The organism is Haloarcula mannanilytica, from assembly GCF_005406125.1.
In the GTDB taxonomy this organism is placed as follows: domain Archaea; phylum Halobacteriota; class Halobacteria; order Halobacteriales; family Haloarculaceae; genus Haloarcula; species Haloarcula mannanilytica.
The window spans coordinates 524,558-544,022 of record NZ_BIXZ01000001.1 but is presented as its reverse complement, the minus strand read 5'-3'; the positions used below and the strand labels follow the sequence as shown (position 1 = coordinate 544,022).

The window sequence follows — 19,465 nt, the reverse complement described above, 5'->3', positions numbered from 1 at the left end:
GTGGGGTTCGGTAGCAAGCCAGCAAGAGGCCACAGTCCCTCGGCACTAAAACTTTGACCGCTCCGCTCCCAGCATCGCGCATGGAGTTCGAGGTAATCCAGGGCGACATCGCTGCACAGTCGGCGGACGCACTGGTCAACGCGGCCAATACGAGCCTGCGGATGGGCTCTGGCGTCGCCGGGGCGCTCAAACGCGCGGCCGGGTCGGGGCTCAACGACGAGGCCGTTGCGAAGGGGCCGGTCGACCTCGGCGGCGTCGCCACGACCGACGCCTACGACCTCGACGCCGAGTATGTCATCCACGCCGCCGCGATGCCGCCGGGCGGGCAGTCCACCGCCGAGAGCATCCGGAACGCCACCCGAAACGCGCTGGCGGAAGCTGATGCACTGAACTGCGAGTCGCTGGTCCTTCCGGCGCTGGGCTGTGGCATCGCTGGCTTCGATTTCGAGGACGGCGTCCGAATCATCTGTGAGGAGATCAGCGCCTTCCAGCCCGACTCGCTAACGGACGTACGGCTCATCGCCTACTCCGAGGACGACTTTGTAGAGATACGGCGGGTCGCGGCCGACGTTCGCGGCTGACCCAGCTACAGCAAGTGTACTCGTCCGGCACGCCATTCCCAGGCCACCTCCAGTACGATCCAGCAGACGAGCCAGACCGCGGCGAAACTGAACACCAGCCACGTCGAGCCGAGATACGACGACGGCCCGGCGACGGCTTGGAGCCAGGGATAGACCTGCACACCGACGACGAGCGTCGCGACCAGCCCCAGTATCCCGCTTATGTAGTGTTCGACTGTGTTACCTATCGAACAGACACAGGCGTCACTGCCTGCTGTCTCCTCGATTGTCTCGCTGCTCGGTCCCCGAGCATTGGTCATTGTTACCTCTCCTCAACCTAGGACTTCATCACACAGCGATTTAACCGTTTCGTCGGTTCACTCGTGACCCGACACCCGCACCGGCTCGTACGGCTCTTCCAGCCACTCCACGTCGCTTTCCGAGAGGTCTATCTCCAGCGCTGCCACAGCTTCTTCGAGGTGGTCGAGGCTACTCGTGCCGATAATCGGTGCATCGACCCACTCCTTGTCAAGTACCCACGCCAGCGCAATCTGTGCCATCGACGCGTCGTACTCGTCGGCCAGTTCCTGCACGCGCTCGTTGACCTCGTAACCGTTCCCTTCGTAATAGGGGTGTTCGCGGGCATGGTCGTCAGTTTCGCCCCGTACCGTCTCCTCGACCTGCTCGTGCGGTCGGGTGAGATACCCCCGGGCCAGCGGACTCCACGGCATGACGCCGACGTTCTCCTTGTCACAGAGCGGGAGCATCTCGCGTTCCTCCTCCCGGTACAGGAGGTTGTAGTGGTTCTGCATCGTCTCGAACCGCTCCAGGCCCTCGCGTTCGCTCGTCCTGAGCGAGTCCGCGAACTGGTGCGCCCACATCGACGACGCGCCGACGTAGCGCGCCTGCCCGCGCCGGACGGCGTCGTCCAGCGCTCGGAGCGTCTGCTCGATGGGGGTGTCGTAGTCCCAGCGGTGAATCTGGTAGAGGTCGACGGTGTCCATCCCCAGCCGCTCCAGTGAGTTCGATAGCTCCTGCTCGATGGCCTTCCGCGAGAGCCCGCCGGAGTTGGGGTCGTCCTCGTCCATCTGGAAGTACCCCTTCGTCGCGACGACCTGACTGTCGCGGTCGTAGTCATCGAGGACCGTCCCGAGGACGCGCTCGGACTCGCCCATCGAGTACATGTTGGCCGTATCGAAGAAGTTGATACCGAGGTCGATGGCCCGCTCGATGACCTCGCGGCTCTCCTCTTCGTCGAGCACCCAGTCGCGCCACTCCGAGGTTCCGAAGCTCATACAGCCCAGACAGAGCCGGCTGACCTCCATGCCGGTCGACCCGAGTGTCGTGTACTCCATGGTCGGATTCGCGGGCGCATCGGCGAAAAAGGTTCGGCGTGGGTTACAGCGCCTCTGCCGCGACCCGTCCGATGTAGAGCCGAGCAGCGGCGTAGCCCGCAATCGCCAGCACGACTGCCCCGCCGACGTGGGCGTAGGTCAGTAGCGTCGGACTGTCGACGGCCAACTTCGCCACCGTCGTCGCCGGATGCTCCGGGAGGAGGACGGCCCCGCCGAACACCACGAGAGTGAGCACGGAGAACAGCAACTGCGCCGGGCGACGGTTCTGGAGCGTGATGCCCAACAGGACCCCGAGCGTCACGACGACGACGGTAACGGCCGTGATGAACAGTAGAATTGCCGCCGGGTTCGAGACGGCGATACCGTTCGTGGACAGCAGCCCGAGCCACAGCAGCGCTTGTGCGGGGGCCAGCAACACCATGCCCAGGGCCTTCCCGTCGATGATGTCGAGCAGCGACACCGGGGCCACGCGGAGCAGTTCCAGCGTCCCGCGTTCGATCTCCTCGGTGACGGTGTCGACGGCCACTGAACCGCTGATAAAGGGCGGGAGGAACAGCAACAGCGGAATCAGGATGGTGTAGGTGAACCCGAAGTACTGACTCGCGCTGACAGTGTCCGGGAGCGGGACGGGCGGCTGGTCGAGGTACGGCGTTCGCTCCAGGCGCTCCTGGCGCTCCAGCCCGCTGAGCACCCGGCGAACTTCGACGACGATGAGCGTCGACCGAATGCTCCCTTCCGGTACGACGGCGGTGACCTGTATCTGTTCCCCCGGCCCGCGCGTCGACGGCACGTACTCGCCACGAAGTATCGCGTCCACTCGGCGCTGATTGAACGCCTGCTGGGCGGCGGCTTCGTTTTCGAACGCGGTGACGCTGGTCCCGTCCTGTTCGGCGGCCGCAGCCTCTAGTTCCTCGCGGGCGTCGCCGGTGACGGCCATCTCGACCTCGCCGGCCGCCACGGAACTGGGGTCATACAGCGATGTGAGGCCGACGACGAGGAACGAGGAGAAGCCGGCGACAAAGAGCTGGATGAGCAGCGCCAGCACGATAGTCTTCTCGCGGGACAGCGACCGGATGTCCCGCCGGGCGACGACCACTCGGGGGTCGCGCCAGAGGGGGCGGTCCTCAGACAAGGGTGCTCACCACCGCGAAGTTGTAGGCGAAGTGGATGACGATAGCCAGTCCCAACCCGCCGAGGTAGGCCCGGCGGCCACGGCTCGCACCGACCGACGAGATGGCCGCGGTCACCGTATGCAGCGCAAGCGGGAGCAGGAACAACAGCCCTGCAACCCACAGCGGCAGGCCGGCCGGCAGCGTTGCGCCTTGAAGCGCAGCCTCGCCGATAGGCAGACTCTCTAGGTCGGACAGCCTGGCGATAAGCAGCCCTTTCTCCCCGATGAAGAAGCCGAGGCCGGAGAGCGCGCCGACGCCAAGCGCCGACCGAAGCGTCCGCTCATAGCGGGCGTGCTCGTAGCCGGCATAGACGTGCAGGCTCTTTGCGAGTTCTTCGATGATGACGATGACACCGAGAACGAGGACGATGCCGAGCGACTGGTTCGTCCCAAAGATGTTCAGCGACACGGAATCGAGGACGAACAGGAACGCGATAGCCGCCAGTTCGGCGACGATGACCAGCGGCAACAGGAGAACGCTCATCTTCAGCGCGCTCCGTCGGGATCTGATACCACCGGCCAGCGCGTCGAGCACCTTCAGCGGGATCGGCCGCTGGGTGAACATGTCCTCCTCGCGGTACAGTCCTGCCCCCAGCCCGAACAGCACCAGCCCGGTCAGTAGCGGCGGCAGCGTCGAGAAGACGAACGACGAGAGGCCGACCGACTGCCCGGTCAGGTCGAGCACGACCAGTGTCAGCGGCGAGATGAGCGCGATCGGCGTCACGTCGGTGAAGATGGCCGGGACGAACGCATAGGAGGTCAGCGTCACCGTTATCGTCACCGTCACGAAGGTGAGTTCCTTGAACGAGCGGGCGAACATCGCCCCGCAGAACGTCGCCGAGAGGAACAGGACGACGAGCGGGACCACCGCCAGCACCGCGACGTAGCTCCCCGCCGGCGCGATGTTCCCGAACCGCAGCGCTGCGGTGATGAGCGCCGTCACGCCGACGGCTCCCAGGAAGTACGGCAGGGTCTTCCCGCCGATGATGTCCCCTCGGGAAGCGGGCGTCACGAGCAGGAGTTCCCCGCGACGGTTCAGCCGTTCTGAGAGCATCGACGACCCGTAGGCCTGGATGACGAAGTTCATCGGGACGATGTAGAGAAAGGCGAGCACGAGCGACTCGAAGGGGAACGGCGGCGAGATGTCCGAGGGGGTGCCGCCTTGCACGTCGCCGGTCAGCCGCGCGCCGATAGCACCGAGGTTCGCGCCGCTGCCGCCGGTGGCTCCGTCACCGCCGCCGCTCGCTGCCGAGCCGTCGCCGTTACTTCCGCCACTGCCGCTCGTGCCTGAACCGTCCCCGTTGCCGGTGCTCGATCCGCTCCCGTCCGAGCCCGACCCGCCACTGCCGTCGTCGCTTCGGGGATCAAGCTGGCTGCTCCCCGACTGCTGCTCGTAGACGAGCGTCACTGACACCGGGAACGCGGCGGTCCCGTTGTCGTCCCGGGCGAGCGTCCGGTCGTTGTACCGCGCCGTGCTATCGCGGAGTTCAGTGAGGGCAGCACGCTCTTTGGCCGTCCGTGGAACACTCCGGAGCGTGGTTCCGCGATACAGGAGTTCCTGCTCGTGTCGCTCGATTGCAGCGGGGTCAGGCTCGCGGATGTCGAAGGTCCGATCATCGGCCGCGACGCCGTAGTACGGGCTGTCGTCGTCGACGCCGATGCGGTAAATCCCGTCGTCCATGCCCGCGCTGCCGCCACTGACAGCTATTGCCGCGACTGCACCCATCGCAACGAGGGACAGCGCCATCACGACGATGGTTCGCTTGTCGACGCCGCCGGCGTTTTTTGTGACTTCCCACTTTGCGACGCGCAGGAGCTTGTCGAGCTGCATCTACTCCGCGTCCTCCTCGACGTATCGCGTGCCGCGGGTCCCGGCCTCGGCGACGTTGAGGAACACCTCCTCCAGGCTGGATTCCTCTGTCCGTATATCGACCACGTCACCGCCGTTCGACTCCGCCTGTTCGCGCGTCTCCTCGACGGCGTCCATGCTCTCGACGACGCGCTTGTACGACCCGTTTTCCTGCACCGCGTCGGGCACGTCGACGGTCGTGTAGACGTGATACCGCGTGTGGCCGTACTCGGCCTGCAACTGTTCGAGATCGCCGCGGGCGACGATCTCGCCCTCGTTCATGATGACGACACGGTCACAGATGGATTCGACGTGAAAGAGGTTGTGTGCCGAGAAGACGATGGTCTTGCCTTCCTCCGCCAACTGCTCGGTGAACTCGATGACGTAGTTCGTCGTCAGCGGGTCCAGCCCCGACGCCGGCTCGTCGTAGATGAGCACGTCGGGGTCGTTGATGAGCGAGCGCGCGATGGCGACCTTCCGTTTCATCCCCTTGGACATGTCGCCGAGCTTCCGGTCGCGGTGTTCGAGCTCCAGTTCGTCCAGCGTGTCGTGCATCCGCTCTTCGGCCACGTCCGGCGGTACGTCGTAGAGATCAGCGAAGAACTTCAGATAGGAGAGCGGCGTCATCTCCTCGTACAGCGGCGACTCCTCGGGGAGAAAGCCCAATTTCTGGCGCATCTCGGCCGTTTCGGTGTCGAGGCCTGCGATTTCGGCGGTACCACTCGTGGGCTCCAACAGTCCGGCAAGCATCTTCAGCGTCGTCGTCTTGCCGGCCCCGTTCGGCCCGATGATACCGAACACCTCGCCGCGGTCGACCGAAAACGAACTGCCCTGTACAGCGACGAAACCGCCATACTCCTTTCGAATATCCCGGGCGTCAATCATCTTGCGAGTGGTTGTGAGTGAACTAACCTATACCTTGGCTCCGCCCTATTGCTTCTGATAATGGCACTCGATATCGGTGCGAGCAGCGTCTCGCTGGATCAAACACCGGACGGTCGGCGACTGGTCGTCCGCCGCGACGTGGCCGCGTCTGTCGATACCGTGTGGGACGTGCTGACCGACACGGACTGCTGGTCCGACTGGGGACCGTCGGTCACAGCCGTCGAGACGGACAACCGATACATCTCCGCGGGGTCGACCGGCCGCATTCGCGTTGCCGGTGCGGTGTGGCTCCCTTTCGACGTGACAGCGTGTGCGCCGTATCGCTGGACGTGGGACGTTGTGCGGCTCCCCGCGACGGGTCACTTCGCCGAGGAACGCACCGACGGCTCCGTCGTCGGATTCGAGATCCCACCGCTTGCGACCGGCTACGTGCCAGTGTGTGCCCGGGCGTGCCAGCGGATCGCGACTATCGCAACGCGGCGAAACGAGTAGGCAGCTGCTGCAGCACCGCTGTCAAGACTGTATCGGTGTCTGGGACCGCGTCGCACCGTTTTCCTCGGCGTTCGCCACCGTCGTGACGCCCGTAATCTCGAATCGCGTCCCGCCGCCGTCGCTCTCGGCCACGTCGATCTCCCAGCCGTGAGCCCCGACGATGCGCTGAACGATTGCCAACCCCAGGCCGCCTTCGCCGTCCGTGGTCGAGTAGCCATCATCGAGCACCGCGTCACGCTTTGCGGGCGGGATTCCGGAGCCGTTGTCCGCGACGTAAAACCCGCCCTCCATCTCGCCGACGCGAACCGTCAGGTCAGTGCCGCCGTGTTCGATAGCGGTATCGGATTCCAACCGGTTTTCCGTGGAACCATGCTCCACGGCGTTCCGAAACAGGTTCTCGAACAGGTGACGAAGCCGATCCGGGTCGGCATCGATGACGATTGTCGCCTCGTTTTCGAGCGTCGCGTCCGCCGTCGGCACGGCGTCCCAACAGCTATCGACCAGGTCTGTGAGATCGACGGCCTCTGTGTCGCTGATGACGTGGCCGCTCCGGGCCAGCGTCAGCGTCCGGCCGATGAGCGTCTCCATCCGGTCCATCGCAGCAGCGGCCGTATCCAGGTGTTCCGAGTCGTGTTCGTCACGTGCGAGTTCGAGGTTCCCCGACGCGACGTTGAGCGGGTTCCGGAGGTCGTGTGCGACCACGGCCGCGAACTCGTCGAGCCGTTCGTTGCGCTGTTCGGCGGCCTCCCGCTGGAGCCGGTGTCGCTCGCTCTCTACGGCACGCGAAATCGCACGCGCTTCGAGGATACCCATCATGAGACAACCAAAGCCGCCGATCGTAGCTGCAAACAGACCCCATCCGATGGTGTCTCCCAGTGACCCTGGCGGCCACGTCAGAATCATCGCTATGTTCAACAACAGAAAGGAGACGAGGCCTCCGGTGAACCAGGTCCCGATCCGCTGGTACCGGTCCGAACTGATATCCGAAGTGGTGAGCCAGAACCCGCCGACGATGATCGCCGCTGCGAACGGCACGACGGCCAGCATGCTGACCACGAAATCGGCCGTGAGAACAGATGGAAGCCCACCACCAGTGAAATAGAAGTAATTACCGACGCTCCCGAGAAGAAGCAGCCACCCGATTCCCTGAATAACGGACGGTAAGCGGGTCGAGCGACGATCTGGAGCTATCACGTCGGCACCGATTTGTTACGTGGACATTTACGTCTGCTGGCTATCTTGATATTCAACAGCACTGTTCTGAGCATCCGGACCTCGTCGCACCGCTTGTGGCTTACTGGTTGGTTACGCGTGCGTCCGATACTTTGTGGATATCGTCGTCGATCCCGGACCCGTCACAGTCTTCGTTTGGACACCGATAGTGCCAGCCGTCCTCCGTGGCCGCTCGCTCCGTGAATCGATCACCGCATTCGTCGCAGTAGAGCTGCCCGTCCGAGCAAATATCCCGGTGGAGTTCGAGTTCGAGTTCTGTGCTAAATGTCCGCTTGCAGTTCCGACAAATATGAGGCATATTCGAAACTACAGATTCATCCCTTATAGCGATACCGGAACGTTCACGGCCGCTTCTTTCCGTTGTCGGAAGGTTAGGGTCGCCCGCCGTCCGTCGGTTTTCGGTGGTTCGTACATTTCAGCTCCTGTATAGTAATGGCCGGCAGAACTGGTCAGTCATCTACACATCTCAGCATCAGGCGGTTCGGAACCCGACACTGGCAGTGGACGTTCTTGCTTGTCACATTTAGCTCAGTAAACAAACCGCTAGGACGTGGTCACGTCGATGCGCGTGCCACCGGACTCGCTCTCCCCGACCGTCACCGTCCAGCCGTGGGCTCGTGCCGCGGTGTCGACGAGGAACAGCCCGTACCCTTCTCCGTCTCGCGTCGTCCCGAAGCCCTGGTCGAACACGTCCTCGCGGTCCGACTCGGGGATTCCGGGACCGTCATCGGCTATGTAGAACCCCGAATCGGTGTCGCCGATGGTGACGGTCACCGACTCCTCGCTATGTGTGACCGCGTTGTCGAACAGTTCACGAAGCAGGAGTTGGAGCCGGTCGGTTTCGGCGTCGATAGTGGCGTCTGTCGCTACTTCCAGCGTCGCGTCTTCGTAGCTCGCAGCAGCCCAGACTTCTCTCGCTACGTCCGAAAGCGAGAGCGGCTCCGTCTTCGAGACCGGGCACGCGATGCTCCCGATGCGAGAGAGGTCGGTGAGCAGCGACTCGACTCGATTCACTGAGCGAAGCAACGCTTCTTCGTGGGGTTCGCCGATATCGAGCAGTTCCAGCCGACCCATGACGACGTTCAGCGGGTTCTTCGCGTCGTGTGAGACGCCGCTTGAAATATCGTCCCACTGTGCAGCACCGACGCGCCAGTCCGTCGGCCACCGGGTCGCGTATGCTTCGAGCCGCGCGGCCAACAGCGACGACGGCATTGCTGTGTCGACGTAATCAGTGACGCCGGCCCGGAGCGCCTCAGTGACTCGGTCCGGATCGGGGTCGGCCGCGACCAGTACTATCGGAACCACGGCCCCTGCCGCTCGCAGTTGTTCGAACACCGCAAGCCCGTCGCAGTCGTCGCTATCACTGATGACGACACTTCTGATATTTCCTTCGGCCAGTCGGTCCTGTACGACGCTCGGCTCTTGAACGGCCTCGGCTCTGACACCATCCGCTGTCAGTTCGTCGGAGAGCGCTGCAGCCATAGCAGTCGCTTCGGTACCGGCAACGAGATGGACGGTCCCGCGAGCAGGCGTCATCTTTTGGCCCTACGAAAACGGGTACCAAGAAACCGACGGTGGCCTACAGCAGGTCTTCGACGTGGTCGGCGACTTCCTCGGGCGTGTCACCGACCGGAACGCCGATAGACTCACTTCGTTCCACGGCTCGCATCGCTCGCCGTGCCACGGCGGGGTCTCCCACTGGTCGACCTCGTTCCGTTCGTCTATCGAGCCCTCGCTCGCTCGGCTCCACGGCTCACTTCGTTCGCCGTATCGCATCGAGGTCTCCCGTCGGTCGACCTCGTGTCACTCGCGAGGACGCCGTTGTCCTTCAGTGCAAACTGTCGAGATCGATTAGAAAATATTCGTCAGAAACCGTCTGACCCGTCGCTACAGCAGGTCTTCGACGTGGTCGGCGACTTCCTCGGGCGTGTCACCGACCGGAACGCCGTTGTCTTCTAGAGCAGTGATCTTCGACTGAGCGGTTCCGGTGCCGGAGCCGGAGACGATAGCGCCGGCGTGGCCCATCCGCTTTCCGGGCGGGGCCGTGCGGCCAGCGATGAAGCCGGCGACCGGCGTGTCCATGTGCTCGCCGATGTAGCGGGCGGCCTCCTCCTCGTCCTCGCCGCCGATTTCGCCACACATCACAACGGCGTGGGTGTCGGGGTCGGCCTCGAACTGTTCGAGCGCGCCGATGAAGTCCGTCCCGATGATCGGGTCGCCGCCGATACCGATGGCCGTCGACTGGCCGATGCCGCGGTTGGTGAGGTTGTCGACGACCTGGTAGGTCAGCGTCCCCGAGCGCGAAACCAGCCCGACGTTCCCCTCGGAGAAGATGTTCCCCGGGAGGATGCCGAGCTTGGCGACGCCGGGCGTGATGACGCCGGGGCAGTTCGGACCGACGAGGTGCGTGTCGGTCTCCTGGAGTTTGCGGTAGACCCGCGCCATGTCCTGGGTCGGGATGCCCTCGGTGATGGCGACGACGAGGTCGATGCCCTTCGCGTCAAGCGCCTCGAAGCAGGCGTCGCCAGCGAAGGCCGGCGGCACGAACACGACGGCGGCGTTAGCGTCTTCCTCGCGGGCCGCGCCCTGCACGGTGTCGTACACCGGCACGCCGGCGACCTCCTGGCCGCCCTTGCCGGGCACTGCACCGGCGACGACGTTCGTCCCGTACTCCAGCATCTGTTCGGTGTGGAACTTCCCTTCACCGCCGGTGATTCCCTGTACGACGACGCGCGTGTCTTCGTCGACTAGAACACTCATGCTTCCACCTCCTTCGCGTACTCGACTGCACGCTGGACGGCGTCCTCCAGCGTGTGCTCAACCGTGACCAGGTCCTCGTTCAGAATCTCCATCCCTTCCTCGGCGTTGGTCCCCGCGAGTCGGACGGTGACCGGCTTCGGAATCTCGTCGAACTGCTCTAGGGCCTGGTTGATGCCGTTTGCGACCTCGTCGCCGCGGGTGATGCCGCCGAAGATGTTGAACACGACCGAGTCGACGTTCTCGTCGGAGAACACCATATCGAGCGCGTTGGCGATCCGGTCGGCCTTCGCGCCGCCGCCAACGTCGAGGAAGTTGGCGGGCTCGCCGCCGTAGTAGTCCACGAGGTCCAGCGTCGTCATCACGAGGCCCGCGCCGTTGCCGATGATGCCGACGTTGCCGTCCAGTCGGACGTAGTCGAAGCCGTACTCGTCGGCCTTCTGTTCGAGTTCGTCACCCTCTGCGGCCTCTTCGCCCATCTCGGCGATTTCGGGCTGGCGGAACAGGGCGTCGCCGTCGATGTTCATGACGGCATCGGCCGCGATGACCTCGTCATCGCTGGTGATCATCAGCGGGTTGATCTCCGTGTCAGCGCCGTCGCGGTCGTCCCAGAGCTGGTACAGCGTCGTGAGAACGCTCGCCACGTCGTTTGCGACCGCGCGGTCGACGCCGGCCTCGTAGACGACTTTGCGGGCCTGGAACGGGTGCATTCCGAACGCGGGGTCGATGTGCTCCCGGGCGATGGCGTCGGGGTCTTCCTCGGCGACTTCCTCGATGTTGACGCCGCCCTTCGTCGAGACCATCGCAACGGGCCGGCCCTCGTTGCGGTCCATCGTCACACCCACGTACAGCTCGTTGACGAAGTCGACGGCTTCCTCGACGAGCACCGTCGAGACGTGGTAGCCCTTGAGGTCCATCCCGATGATGTCCTCGGCAGCCTCGCGAGCCTCCTCCTTCGACTCGACGAGCTTGATACCGCCGGCCTTGCCGCGGCCGCCCACGTGTACCTGTGCCTTGATTGCGACCGGATATCCGATTTCCTCGGCCGCGTCGACGGCCTCGTCCACTGTCTCGGCCAACTGCGATGCGGGTGTTGGAATCCCCGCGTCAGCGAAGACCTGCTTCGCCTGGTATTCGTGCAAGCGCATGTCATACAGACACGCGAGCGGTGGTAATTTAAATCCGTCTTTCTCGCCTCGTGACAGCGCGGGATTCGCTCCGGCAAATCGTGGGAAGGTGTCACGATTCGGGACACAATTATGTAGGAATATACAGATCAGCCCAACAGAATATTCGGATATTGAGATTATTCCTGCTGTTGCCGTTCACGACACACTCGCGTCCGACAGACCCACGGCATCGCACTGCGAAGCGGAGGTATGGTCGACGACAGGCACGGAACCGATGGCGTCGCCGACGAGACACTCGATGCCGTGGCCGATGCGCTCCGGACCGCCGAAACGGGCGTCGCACTCACCGGCGCGGGCGTCTCGACGGCGTCTGGTATCCCTTCCTTTCGCGGCGACGACGGCATCTGGGAGCGCCACGACCCGGCGGACTTCCACCGCCGCCGACTCGACGCCGACCCGGCGGGCTTCTGGGCGGATCGCCTCTCCCTTCGGGAGGCCATCTATGGCGATTTAGACCCCGAACCCAACGCCGCCCACGAAGCGCTGGCGACGCTGGAATCCGCGGGGCACCTCGATGGCGTCCTCACGCAGAACACCGACGGCCTACACGACGCTGCGGGGACGGACCGAGTCATCGAACTACACGGGAACCACCAGCGTGTGGTCTGTGACGACTGTGGCGACCGCCGGGACGCCGAGGCGGTGTTCGAGCGGGCCGCCACTGACGGCGACCTGCCGCCGCGCTGCGACTGCGGCGGCATCTACCGCCCCGACGTGGTGCTGTTCGGCGAATCGCTCCCGGACATCGCGATGAACGAGGCCCAGCGGCTTGCCCGGGACAGCGACGTGTTCCTGGCGATTGGGTCGTCACTGTCGGTTCGTCCGGCGTCGCTGTTGCCGAAAATCGCGGCGGAGGCGGGTAGCACGCTGGTCGTGATAAACTACGAGGAGACGCCGCGTGATACCGAGGCCACGCACGTCTTGCGGGCGGATGTCACGGGGGTGCTTCCGGCGATTGTCGAGCGGGTGTAGCGCCTCGTTACAACTCGACGCCGCCGGGGATCAGGCTCTGCCCGCGCAAGAGGCTTCCGTCGGGATCGTAGACGAGCAGCGTCCGCATCTCGTATGTCCGTGACTCGCCCTCATCGTCGGTAAGTCGGATAGTGAACTGCGGGTCGTCTTGCGCGTCCGCCGTAGAGACGAGCGCATCGATATCTTCAGTCGGCGCTGTCGCCTCGAAGACGTACTCGCCGGTGAGGCGGTTCGTCAGCGAGAGCACGCCGTCGCTATCGGGCTGGCGACGGAAGGTCACGTCGATCTCTTCGCCGTCGAGTGTCCCGCCGTCTACTTTGTCGAGGCGTTCGCGGAGCGCTCCTGTCGGCCCATCGTACTCGATTGCGATCGTCGGGTCGTCGTTGTCGGCGGCCGAAGCCTGGATATCGACGGTGAAGTAATCACGCCTCATTCCGGTGTCTAACAGTTAGTCGCCCGACCAAATGAACGTAACGGCGCACCGACTGTCGGTATCGGTAGCTTTTACCGGACCGGCCTTCCCTCTGACAGTAGCATGGCCTGGGTGAAATCAGAGTACGCCGGCGAGTTCGCGGTGCTTGCGACGTGGCTCGTGGGACTGGCCCCGTGGTCGGTTTCGCTGTTCGAAATCGAGGGTGTGACCGTCATCGGGTTCCGGTTTCTCCCCTTCCGGTTCCAGTTCATCTTCGGCGCGACGCTGCCCGGCGAGCGGCCGTTCCTCTGGGCCTGGCAGGTCGCCGGGTTTCAGGGGTCAGAGCCGCTTACGCTCGCCGGCACACTCGGGTTCGCCGCGTTCGCGGCCTTTCTCCTCCCACTGGGCCTCAGCCTCTACTACTACGTCGCTGAGGACCACGTCGAAGCGACCCTCCCGGTCGACCCGGTTCGGCTGTTCGGCGGGCTGCTCGGACTCGTCGGCGTCCTCACACTCGCGGCCAGCGGGCTGTTCATCGCGTCCTTCCCCGGCATCACGGTCCCCGTCGGAGCCCTCGTCGCGCTCGTGTTCGCCTATCTGTTGTTGACTGTCGACCGGGCGTGAGTGACACGGGCCGCTGTCGCGTCTCCCGTTCCCACGGCTGCTGGCGATTATACTGCTGATAATTCGGCGAGCGAATTTAAGTAGGTGGATACGATAGGAGAGGTATATTCCGGGGAGCGCCGTGTCCTCCCCACCTAATCACCGATGTCGAACCCAGAACCCCCCGAACCCGGTGACTTCGTTTCGGACCCGCTCGGCCACATCCAGTCGTGGCTCTCGCGGACGGCGACGGTGCTTTCCGGGTCGGCAGTTCCCACGGCGAACTACGACCCCAACCGCCACGGGACGCTGGTCGAGTTCGACGGTCTCGACGGCTACGACGAGGTCGAACGCTACTGGCTGAACGTCCCGTTCGCCTTCGCCTCTATCAACCACGACCCGGAGCGCGACGAACACCTGTATCAGGTCGTCGAACCCTCGCTTTCCGACATCGAGCGGGAACTGCTCGACCGCCTGTTCGAGGACATCCGCATCCCGCTCATCTACCGCGAGGATGTTGACACCGACCCCGAGCGCGTCCTCGCGGAGGAACTCGAAGCCAGGCTAGAGGAGTACGGCGTCGTCATCGAACCGGAGACGTTCTACCGCCTGTTTTACTACCTGTATCGCTCGTTCCAGGGTTACGGCCACATCGACCCGCTGATGCACGACCCCGACATCGAGGACATCTCCTGTGACGGGGCGAACCTCCCCATCTTCGTCTACCACGACGACTACACCGACATCGAGACGAACATCGTCTACGATGCCGACGAACTGAACGATTTCGTCATCCAGTTGGCCCAGCGCTCAGGCCGGCACGTCTCCGTTTCGGACCCCGTCGCCTCGACGACGCTGCCAGACGGGTCGCGTATCGAACTGGCACTCGGCGAGGAAGTCACGCCGCGCGGGTCGGCGTTCACCATCCGGAAGTACGCCGACGAGCCGTTCACGCCCATCGAGCTGCTTGAGTACGGTACGTTCTCCGTCGAAATGCTCGCCTACCTCTGGCTTGCCATCGAGTCCAACAAGTCGCTCATCTTCGCTGGCGGGACCGCCGCCGGCAAGACCACGTCGATGAACGCGCTGGCGATGTTCCTCCCGCCCCGCTCGAAAGTGCTCTCAATCGAGGACACCCGCGAGCTGTCGCTGTATCACGATAACTGGCTGTCCTCGGTCACCCGCGAGCGGTTGGACGATTCGGATATCACAATGTACGACCTGCTGCGCTCCGCGCTGCGACACCGCCCCGAGTACATCATCGTCGGCGAGGTGCGCGGCGAGGAGGCGATTACGCTGTTCCAGGCGATGAACACCGGCCACACGACGTTTTCGACGATGCACGCGGACTCGGTCCAGACGGTCATCAATCGGCTGGAGAACGAGCCCATCAACGTCCCGCGACCGATGGTCCAGAGCCTCGACATCCTCTGTGTGCAGGTGCTGGCCCGCTCGGGCGACGAGCGCGTCCGCCGTGCGAAGACGCTCGCCGAAATCGAAGGGATAGACCAGCGGACCGGCGAACTGGACTACTCGACGACGTACAACTGGCGGGCCACCGAGGACCGCTTCACCGAGAACAACAGCGAGCTACTGGACGAAATCCGGAATGAGCGTGGCTGGACCCACTCGGAACTGCTCACGGAACTCCGGAACCGCCAGCGGTTCCTCCAGTATCTCCAGTCCGAAGGCATCACCGACTACCGGAAGTTCACGGCGATGGTCAACAAGTATTACGCGGACAAAGAGCAGGTCATGGCGAACATCGACGACGACACGAGAGCCTGACATGGCGCTGAACCCGCTCGGTCTGGCACCGCTTGCCGTTGTCGTCGGGATTCTCGGACTTATCGGCTACAGTACGGTCAACGAGCGCTTCGACCGCACCGTCACGCGGCTGTCTCGCCGGCTCTTTGGCCGCTACGTGGGTGCGTCGCCAAAGCGCGAACGACAGCTCGAAGCCGCCTACGTCGACGAGACCTACCGCGGCTACGCCGCCAGAACGCTGGTGTACGCCTGTGTGGGAGCTGTCGCCGGGGCGATCACCGGCGCGTACGCCATCGGCGGCCTGCTGTTGATTCTGCCGGCGCTGGTGGACCTTGCACAGGGACTCCCCTCGACGATGGTGACCGCCTTCGGCCTGCGCACGTTCGAACTCGTGTTGACGCCGACAGAGACGCTCTACATCCTCATCGGCGGTGGCGTGTTCTCTGGCGGGTCGACGGCGGGTCTGACGTACCTCTATCGGTGGGAACGGCTGAAAAATCAGGCGGACGTGCGGAGCCGGAACATCGACGAGGGGATGGCCCGCACCATCGCCTTCATGTACGCGCTCTCCCGCGGGGGGATGTCGTTCCCGGACGTGCTGCGCGTACTGGCCCGGAATCAGGAGATCTACGGCGATACGGCGAAGGAAGTCGGTGTCGCCGTCAGGGAGATGGACCTGTTCGGGCAGGACATGATCTCGGCGCTCGAACACGTCTCCCGGCGGACCCCCAGCGAACAGTTCAAGACCTTCACGGAAAACCTCTCCAGCGTCCTCCAGAGCGGCCAGTCGCTGGCCCCGTTCCTCCGCGAGCAGTACGAGCGCCATCAGGAACAGGCCGCCGAGCGACAGGAGGACCTGCTCGAACGGCTGGCGACGGTCGCCGAGGCGTACGTCACCGTCTTCGTCGCCGCCGTCCTGTTCCTGATGACGATTCTGCTCGTGTTCGGCCTGACGACGACGGACACGCTCTGGCTGTTGCAGATGATGGCGTATCTCGTCATTCCGCTGGCCAACGTCGGCTTCATGGTGTATCTGGACAGTAAGCTCCAGTCGCTCGGCATCGGCAGTACCGGGACCACTGACGTTTTGGAGCGGTACGAGACGGCGACCCTGGGGAAACCAGGTCTCGGGACCGGCCGGCTCGGCCTGACCGACGGCGGCGTCGCCCCGGCCGACGAGGCGAACTGGCTCCGGCTCCGGTTCTACGACCGCGTCGAATCGATCCGGGACCTGCTCCGCTCCCCCATCCAGTCGCTGGTCTGGAACCCGGTGTACGTCCTCTATCTCGCCGTTCCCCTGGCGCTTGTGTTGCTACTCGTTCGCGCTCCGGCGGCGTTCCAGTCGTCGACGGTCAATATCCGTCTCCTTGACGACCTCGTTATCCAGTCGGTCCTGCTGGTTCTGGGACCCTTTGCGCTCGTCCGATACGTCTACACCCGGCGACTGTCCCGTATCGAGGACGCGACGCCGGACCTGCTCGAACGGCTGGCGAGTCTGAACGAGGCCGGGATGACCGTCGTGGAGAGCCTCCGCCGGGTCCGGGGTAGCGATATCGGCGTGCTCACCCAGGAGATGCACCGCATCTGGGCCGACATCAGGATGGGTGCGAACGTCGACGACGCGCTCGTTCGGTTCGGCCGCCGGGTCCAGACGACGGCCATCACGCGCATCGTGACGCTGCTGACCCACGCGATGCACGCCTCGGGCCAGCTCGGCCCGGTGTTCCGCATCGCGGCCACCCAGTCGCGGGCGGATCTCCGGCTGAAGCGCCGTAGACGCCAGCAGATGATCACGTATCTCGTCGTCATCTACGTCGCGTTCATGGTGTTTCTGGTCATCATCGTCGCCGTTCAGGAGGTACTCGTCCCGAGTCTCCCGTCCAGCGTCCCGATGCCGGCCGGGGAGTCGAACCGCCTCGGCGTCGGCGTCGACCAGTTCGCCCGCTTTGGCCGCGTCGACAAGGCCGCGTACACGCTCGTGTTCTTCCACACCGCCCTCATTCAGGCCGTCCTGACCGGCTTCATCGGCGGCCAACTCGGCGAAGGGACGCTCAAGGACGGCGCGAAACACGCCGCAATTTTGCTGGGCGTGGCCTACGTCGCCTTCATCTTGCTGTCCTCGCCGGTTGCGTCGATGACGGTCACCAGCCCCGCCGTCTCGGGCGACCAGATCACGGTCGAATCGGCGTCGCTCTCGGAGGGCGGGTTCATCGTCGTCCGCCAGTACGAGGAAGACGGACGCATGCTCGGGACCTCCGAGTACCTCCCCTCCGGAAGCCACAGCGACGTACGGATTACCCTCGACAGACCGCCGTCGTCCGGCCAGTCGCTCGTGCTGGTCGCCCACCAGGACACCAACGGGAACCAGCAACTCGACTACCCCTTCGACGGCGGTTCGGGGTCGCCGGACCGGCCGTACGCGTCATCGACAGCCGGCGAGAACGTCACCGTCGAACACACGGTCGAGTGACGCTGGATTTACGGTGCCCAATCGGGTACGGTGGGCTGATGGAGTTCGCCGCCTTCGCAGACCGCGCCGAGGAAATCGAAGCCGAGAGCGCCGACACCGCAATCACCGAGGCGGTGACCGATCTGTTCCAAGCGGCCGGTCCGGACCTCCCGACGCTCGCCCGCTTTGTCCAGGGCCGGGTCTTCCCGGCCTACGAGTCCCGCACGCTCGATATCGGCCCGCGGCTCTGCTACGAAGCTATCGCCCGCGCTGCGGGGCAGAACGTCAGCGCCGACGACGTGGAAGGGCGACTCGCCGACATGGGCGAGATCGGGGCCGTCGCGGCCAGCTACGACCTCGGCGGCCAGCGGGGCCTCGCCGCCTTCGGCGCAGGCGGGGGCGGGAGCGACGCGCTGACCGTCGCCGAAGTCGATGCAACGCTCCGGGACCTGGCGGCAGTTGACGGCAGCGGGAGCCAGGGGACGAAAGTCGACATCCTCTTTGGCCTGTTCTCGCGGTGCTCCCCGACGGAAGCCAGCTACCTCGCACGCCTCGTCCTCTCGGAAATGCGCATCGGCGTCGGCGAAGGGACCGTCCGGGACGCCGTCGCGGCCGCCTTCGACGTGCCGGTCGACGCCGTCGAACGGGCCGTGCAGGTGTCAAACGACTACGGCATGGTCGCCGAGGTGGCCCGCGAGGAGGGCGAGGCGGGACTGGCGACCATCACGCTCGAAGTCGGCCGCCCGGTCCAGGCGATGCTGGCCCAGGCCGGGACGGTGGCCGGCGCGCTCGAAGACTGGGACCGCGCCGCAGTCGAGTGGAAGTACGACGGCGCTCGCGTGCAGGTCCACTTCGACGGCGAGGACGCCCGGCTGTTCTCCCGGAACATGGAAGAAGTCACGAACCCGCTTCCGGAGGTGGTCGAGGCCGTCGAATCGACGCTGGACGCACCGGCGATTCTCGACGGCGAGGTGGTCGCGGTCGACGCGGACGGTGACCCACTTCCGTTCCAGGAGGTGCTGCGTCGCTTCCGCCGGAAACACGACGTGGCCGCGGCCCGCGAGGACGTGGCCGTCCGCCTGCACGCATTCGACTGCCTCCACGCCGACGGCGAGGACCTGCTCGATGCCCCGCTGGAGACGCGCCACGACCGCCTGGAATCGCTGTTCCCGGCCGACAGCGACATTGTCTCGCAGATGTGGCTGTCCGACGACTCCGATGAAATCGCGGACCTGGAGGCGAACGCCCTCGCCGCCGGGCAGGAGGGTATCATGCTGAAGGACCCATCTGCGAGCTATTCGCCGGGCAAGCGGGGCAAGCACTGGCGCAAGCGAAAGCCCGACGTGGAGACGCTCGACTGTGTGGTCACCGGTGCGGAGTGGGGCGAGGGCCGCCGGGCGAACGTCCTCGGGTCGTTCGAACTTTCGTTGCGGACCGACGACGGCTACGCCACCGTTGGCAACGTCGCCACGGGTATCACAGACGCGGAACTGGAGGACCTGACGGAACGCTTCGAACCGCACATCCGCAGTGAGGACGGCCGCGACGTGACCCTTGACCCGGCGGTTGTCTTCGAGGTCGGCTACGAGGAGATACAGGCCTCCCAGTCCTACGACTCGGGCTATGCGCTCCGGTTCCCACGGTTTCTTTCGGTCCGCGAGGACAAGACCCCGGACGACGCCGACTCGCTGGAACGGGTCGACCGACTGGCGGGCGACGGCTAATCAGGGCCAGTTGCGGCAGGTCGGACCGACACGCGTAATGGTCCCC

Annotated in this window: 18 protein-coding genes; 7 read left to right on the top strand and 11 right to left on the bottom strand. The window is 64.7% G+C overall.

What is annotated here, in order from left to right:
* The first annotated feature begins 80 nt into the window (after nt 1–80).
* Nucleotides 81–581: a macro domain-containing protein gene (locus tag Harman_RS02635; protein WP_137682267.1), complete on the top strand. Its 501-nt coding sequence runs from the start codon at nt 81–83 to the stop codon at nt 579–581.
* A 5-nt stretch (nt 582–586) separates the two neighbouring features.
* Here the strand turns inward: Harman_RS02635 and Harman_RS02630 are convergent, their stop codons facing one another.
* The 5 genes from Harman_RS02630 to Harman_RS02610 are packed head-to-tail and all read right to left on the bottom strand — an operon-like array spanning nt 587 to nt 5,820.
* The gene (locus Harman_RS02630) at nt 587–880 is read right to left on the bottom strand and encodes a hypothetical protein (protein WP_137682266.1); all 294 of its coding nucleotides are present in this window, start codon (nt 878–880) and stop codon (nt 587–589) included.
* A 57-nt stretch (nt 881–937) separates the two neighbouring features.
* Nucleotides 938–1,915: an aldo/keto reductase gene (locus Harman_RS02625; protein ID WP_137682265.1), complete on the bottom strand. Its 978-nt coding sequence runs from the start codon at nt 1,913–1,915 to the stop codon at nt 938–940.
* A 43-nt stretch (nt 1,916–1,958) separates the two neighbouring features.
* Entirely contained in the window at nt 1,959–3,047 is a 1,089-nt protein-coding gene (locus Harman_RS02620; RefSeq protein WP_137682264.1) for an ABC transporter permease, read from the bottom strand.
* Complete coding sequence (locus Harman_RS02615) at nt 3,040–4,917, bottom strand: ABC transporter permease (RefSeq protein ID WP_137682263.1); 1,878 nt, start codon at nt 4,915–4,917, stop codon at nt 3,040–3,042. Before Harman_RS02615 ends, Harman_RS02620 begins: the two co-directional genes overlap by 8 nt.
* Nucleotides 4,918–5,820: an ABC transporter ATP-binding protein gene (locus Harman_RS02610; RefSeq protein WP_137682262.1), complete on the bottom strand. Its 903-nt coding sequence runs from the start codon at nt 5,818–5,820 to the stop codon at nt 4,918–4,920.
* Between the two features lie 60 nt (nt 5,821–5,880).
* Here Harman_RS02610 and Harman_RS02605 point away from each other — a divergent pair, with 60 nt between their 5' ends.
* Nucleotides 5,881–6,312: an SRPBCC family protein gene (locus tag Harman_RS02605; protein WP_137682261.1), complete on the top strand. Its 432-nt coding sequence runs from the start codon at nt 5,881–5,883 to the stop codon at nt 6,310–6,312.
* A 21-nt stretch (nt 6,313–6,333) separates the two neighbouring features.
* Here Harman_RS02605 and Harman_RS02600 read toward each other — a convergent pair whose 3' ends face one another.
* From Harman_RS02600 to sucC, 5 genes are all read right to left on the bottom strand, one after another.
* Nucleotides 6,334–7,359: a sensor histidine kinase gene (locus tag Harman_RS02600; protein ID WP_137683115.1), complete on the bottom strand. Its 1,026-nt coding sequence runs from the start codon at nt 7,357–7,359 to the stop codon at nt 6,334–6,336.
* Between the two features lie 247 nt (nt 7,360–7,606).
* Nucleotides 7,607–7,843 carry a transcriptional regulator gene (locus Harman_RS02595; protein WP_137682260.1) on the bottom strand — a complete coding sequence of 79 codons (237 nt, stop codon included), beginning with the start codon at nt 7,841–7,843 and terminating at the stop codon, nt 7,607–7,609.
* Nucleotides 7,844–8,088: 245 nt separating this feature from the next.
* A complete protein-coding gene (locus tag Harman_RS02590; protein WP_137682259.1) occupies nt 8,089–9,081 on the bottom strand; it encodes a sensor histidine kinase in 993 nt (330 codons plus the stop codon).
* Nucleotides 9,082–9,432: 351 nt separating this feature from the next.
* Complete coding sequence (gene sucD, locus Harman_RS02585; RefSeq protein WP_137682258.1) at nt 9,433–10,305, bottom strand: succinate--CoA ligase subunit alpha; 873 nt, start codon at nt 10,303–10,305, stop codon at nt 9,433–9,435.
* Nucleotides 10,302–11,450: an ADP-forming succinate--CoA ligase subunit beta gene (gene sucC / locus Harman_RS02580; RefSeq protein WP_137682257.1), complete on the bottom strand. Its 1,149-nt coding sequence runs from the start codon at nt 11,448–11,450 to the stop codon at nt 10,302–10,304. The genes sucD and sucC overlap by 4 nt, the downstream gene beginning before the upstream one ends.
* A gap of 231 nt (nt 11,451–11,681) precedes the next feature.
* Here sucC and Harman_RS02575 point away from each other — a divergent pair, with 231 nt between their 5' ends.
* Entirely contained in the window at nt 11,682–12,464 is a 783-nt protein-coding gene (locus Harman_RS02575) for an NAD-dependent protein deacylase (RefSeq protein WP_137682256.1), read from the top strand.
* 7 nt (nt 12,465–12,471) lie between these two features.
* Here the strand turns inward: Harman_RS02575 and Harman_RS02570 are convergent, their stop codons facing one another.
* Nucleotides 12,472–12,897: a DUF5793 family protein gene (locus tag Harman_RS02570; protein WP_137682255.1), complete on the bottom strand. Its 426-nt coding sequence runs from the start codon at nt 12,895–12,897 to the stop codon at nt 12,472–12,474.
* Nucleotides 12,898–12,999: 102 nt separating this feature from the next.
* On the opposite strand from Harman_RS02570, the gene Harman_RS02565 reads away from it, so the two are divergent.
* The 4 genes from Harman_RS02565 (at nt 13,000) to ligA (ending at nt 19,419) form a co-directional block, all read left to right on the top strand.
* Nucleotides 13,000–13,500, top strand: coding sequence for a TIGR04206 family protein (locus Harman_RS02565; RefSeq protein ID WP_137682254.1), 501 nt, complete (start codon nt 13,000–13,002; stop codon nt 13,498–13,500).
* Nucleotides 13,501–13,644: 144 nt separating this feature from the next.
* Nucleotides 13,645–15,267, top strand: a complete 1,623-nt coding sequence (locus tag Harman_RS02560; RefSeq protein WP_137682253.1) for a type II/IV secretion system ATPase subunit — start codon at nt 13,645–13,647, stop codon at nt 15,265–15,267.
* 1 nt (nt 15,268) lies between these two features.
* On the top strand, nt 15,269–17,716 hold the full coding sequence (locus tag Harman_RS02555; RefSeq protein WP_137682252.1) for a type II secretion system F family protein: 2,448 nt from the start codon (nt 15,269–15,271) through the stop codon (nt 17,714–17,716).
* 38 nt (nt 17,717–17,754) lie between these two features.
* Nucleotides 17,755–19,419, top strand: coding sequence for an ATP-dependent DNA ligase LigA (gene ligA / locus Harman_RS02550; protein WP_137682251.1), 1,665 nt, complete (start codon nt 17,755–17,757; stop codon nt 19,417–19,419).
* Nucleotides 19,420–19,465 lie beyond the last annotated feature (46 nt).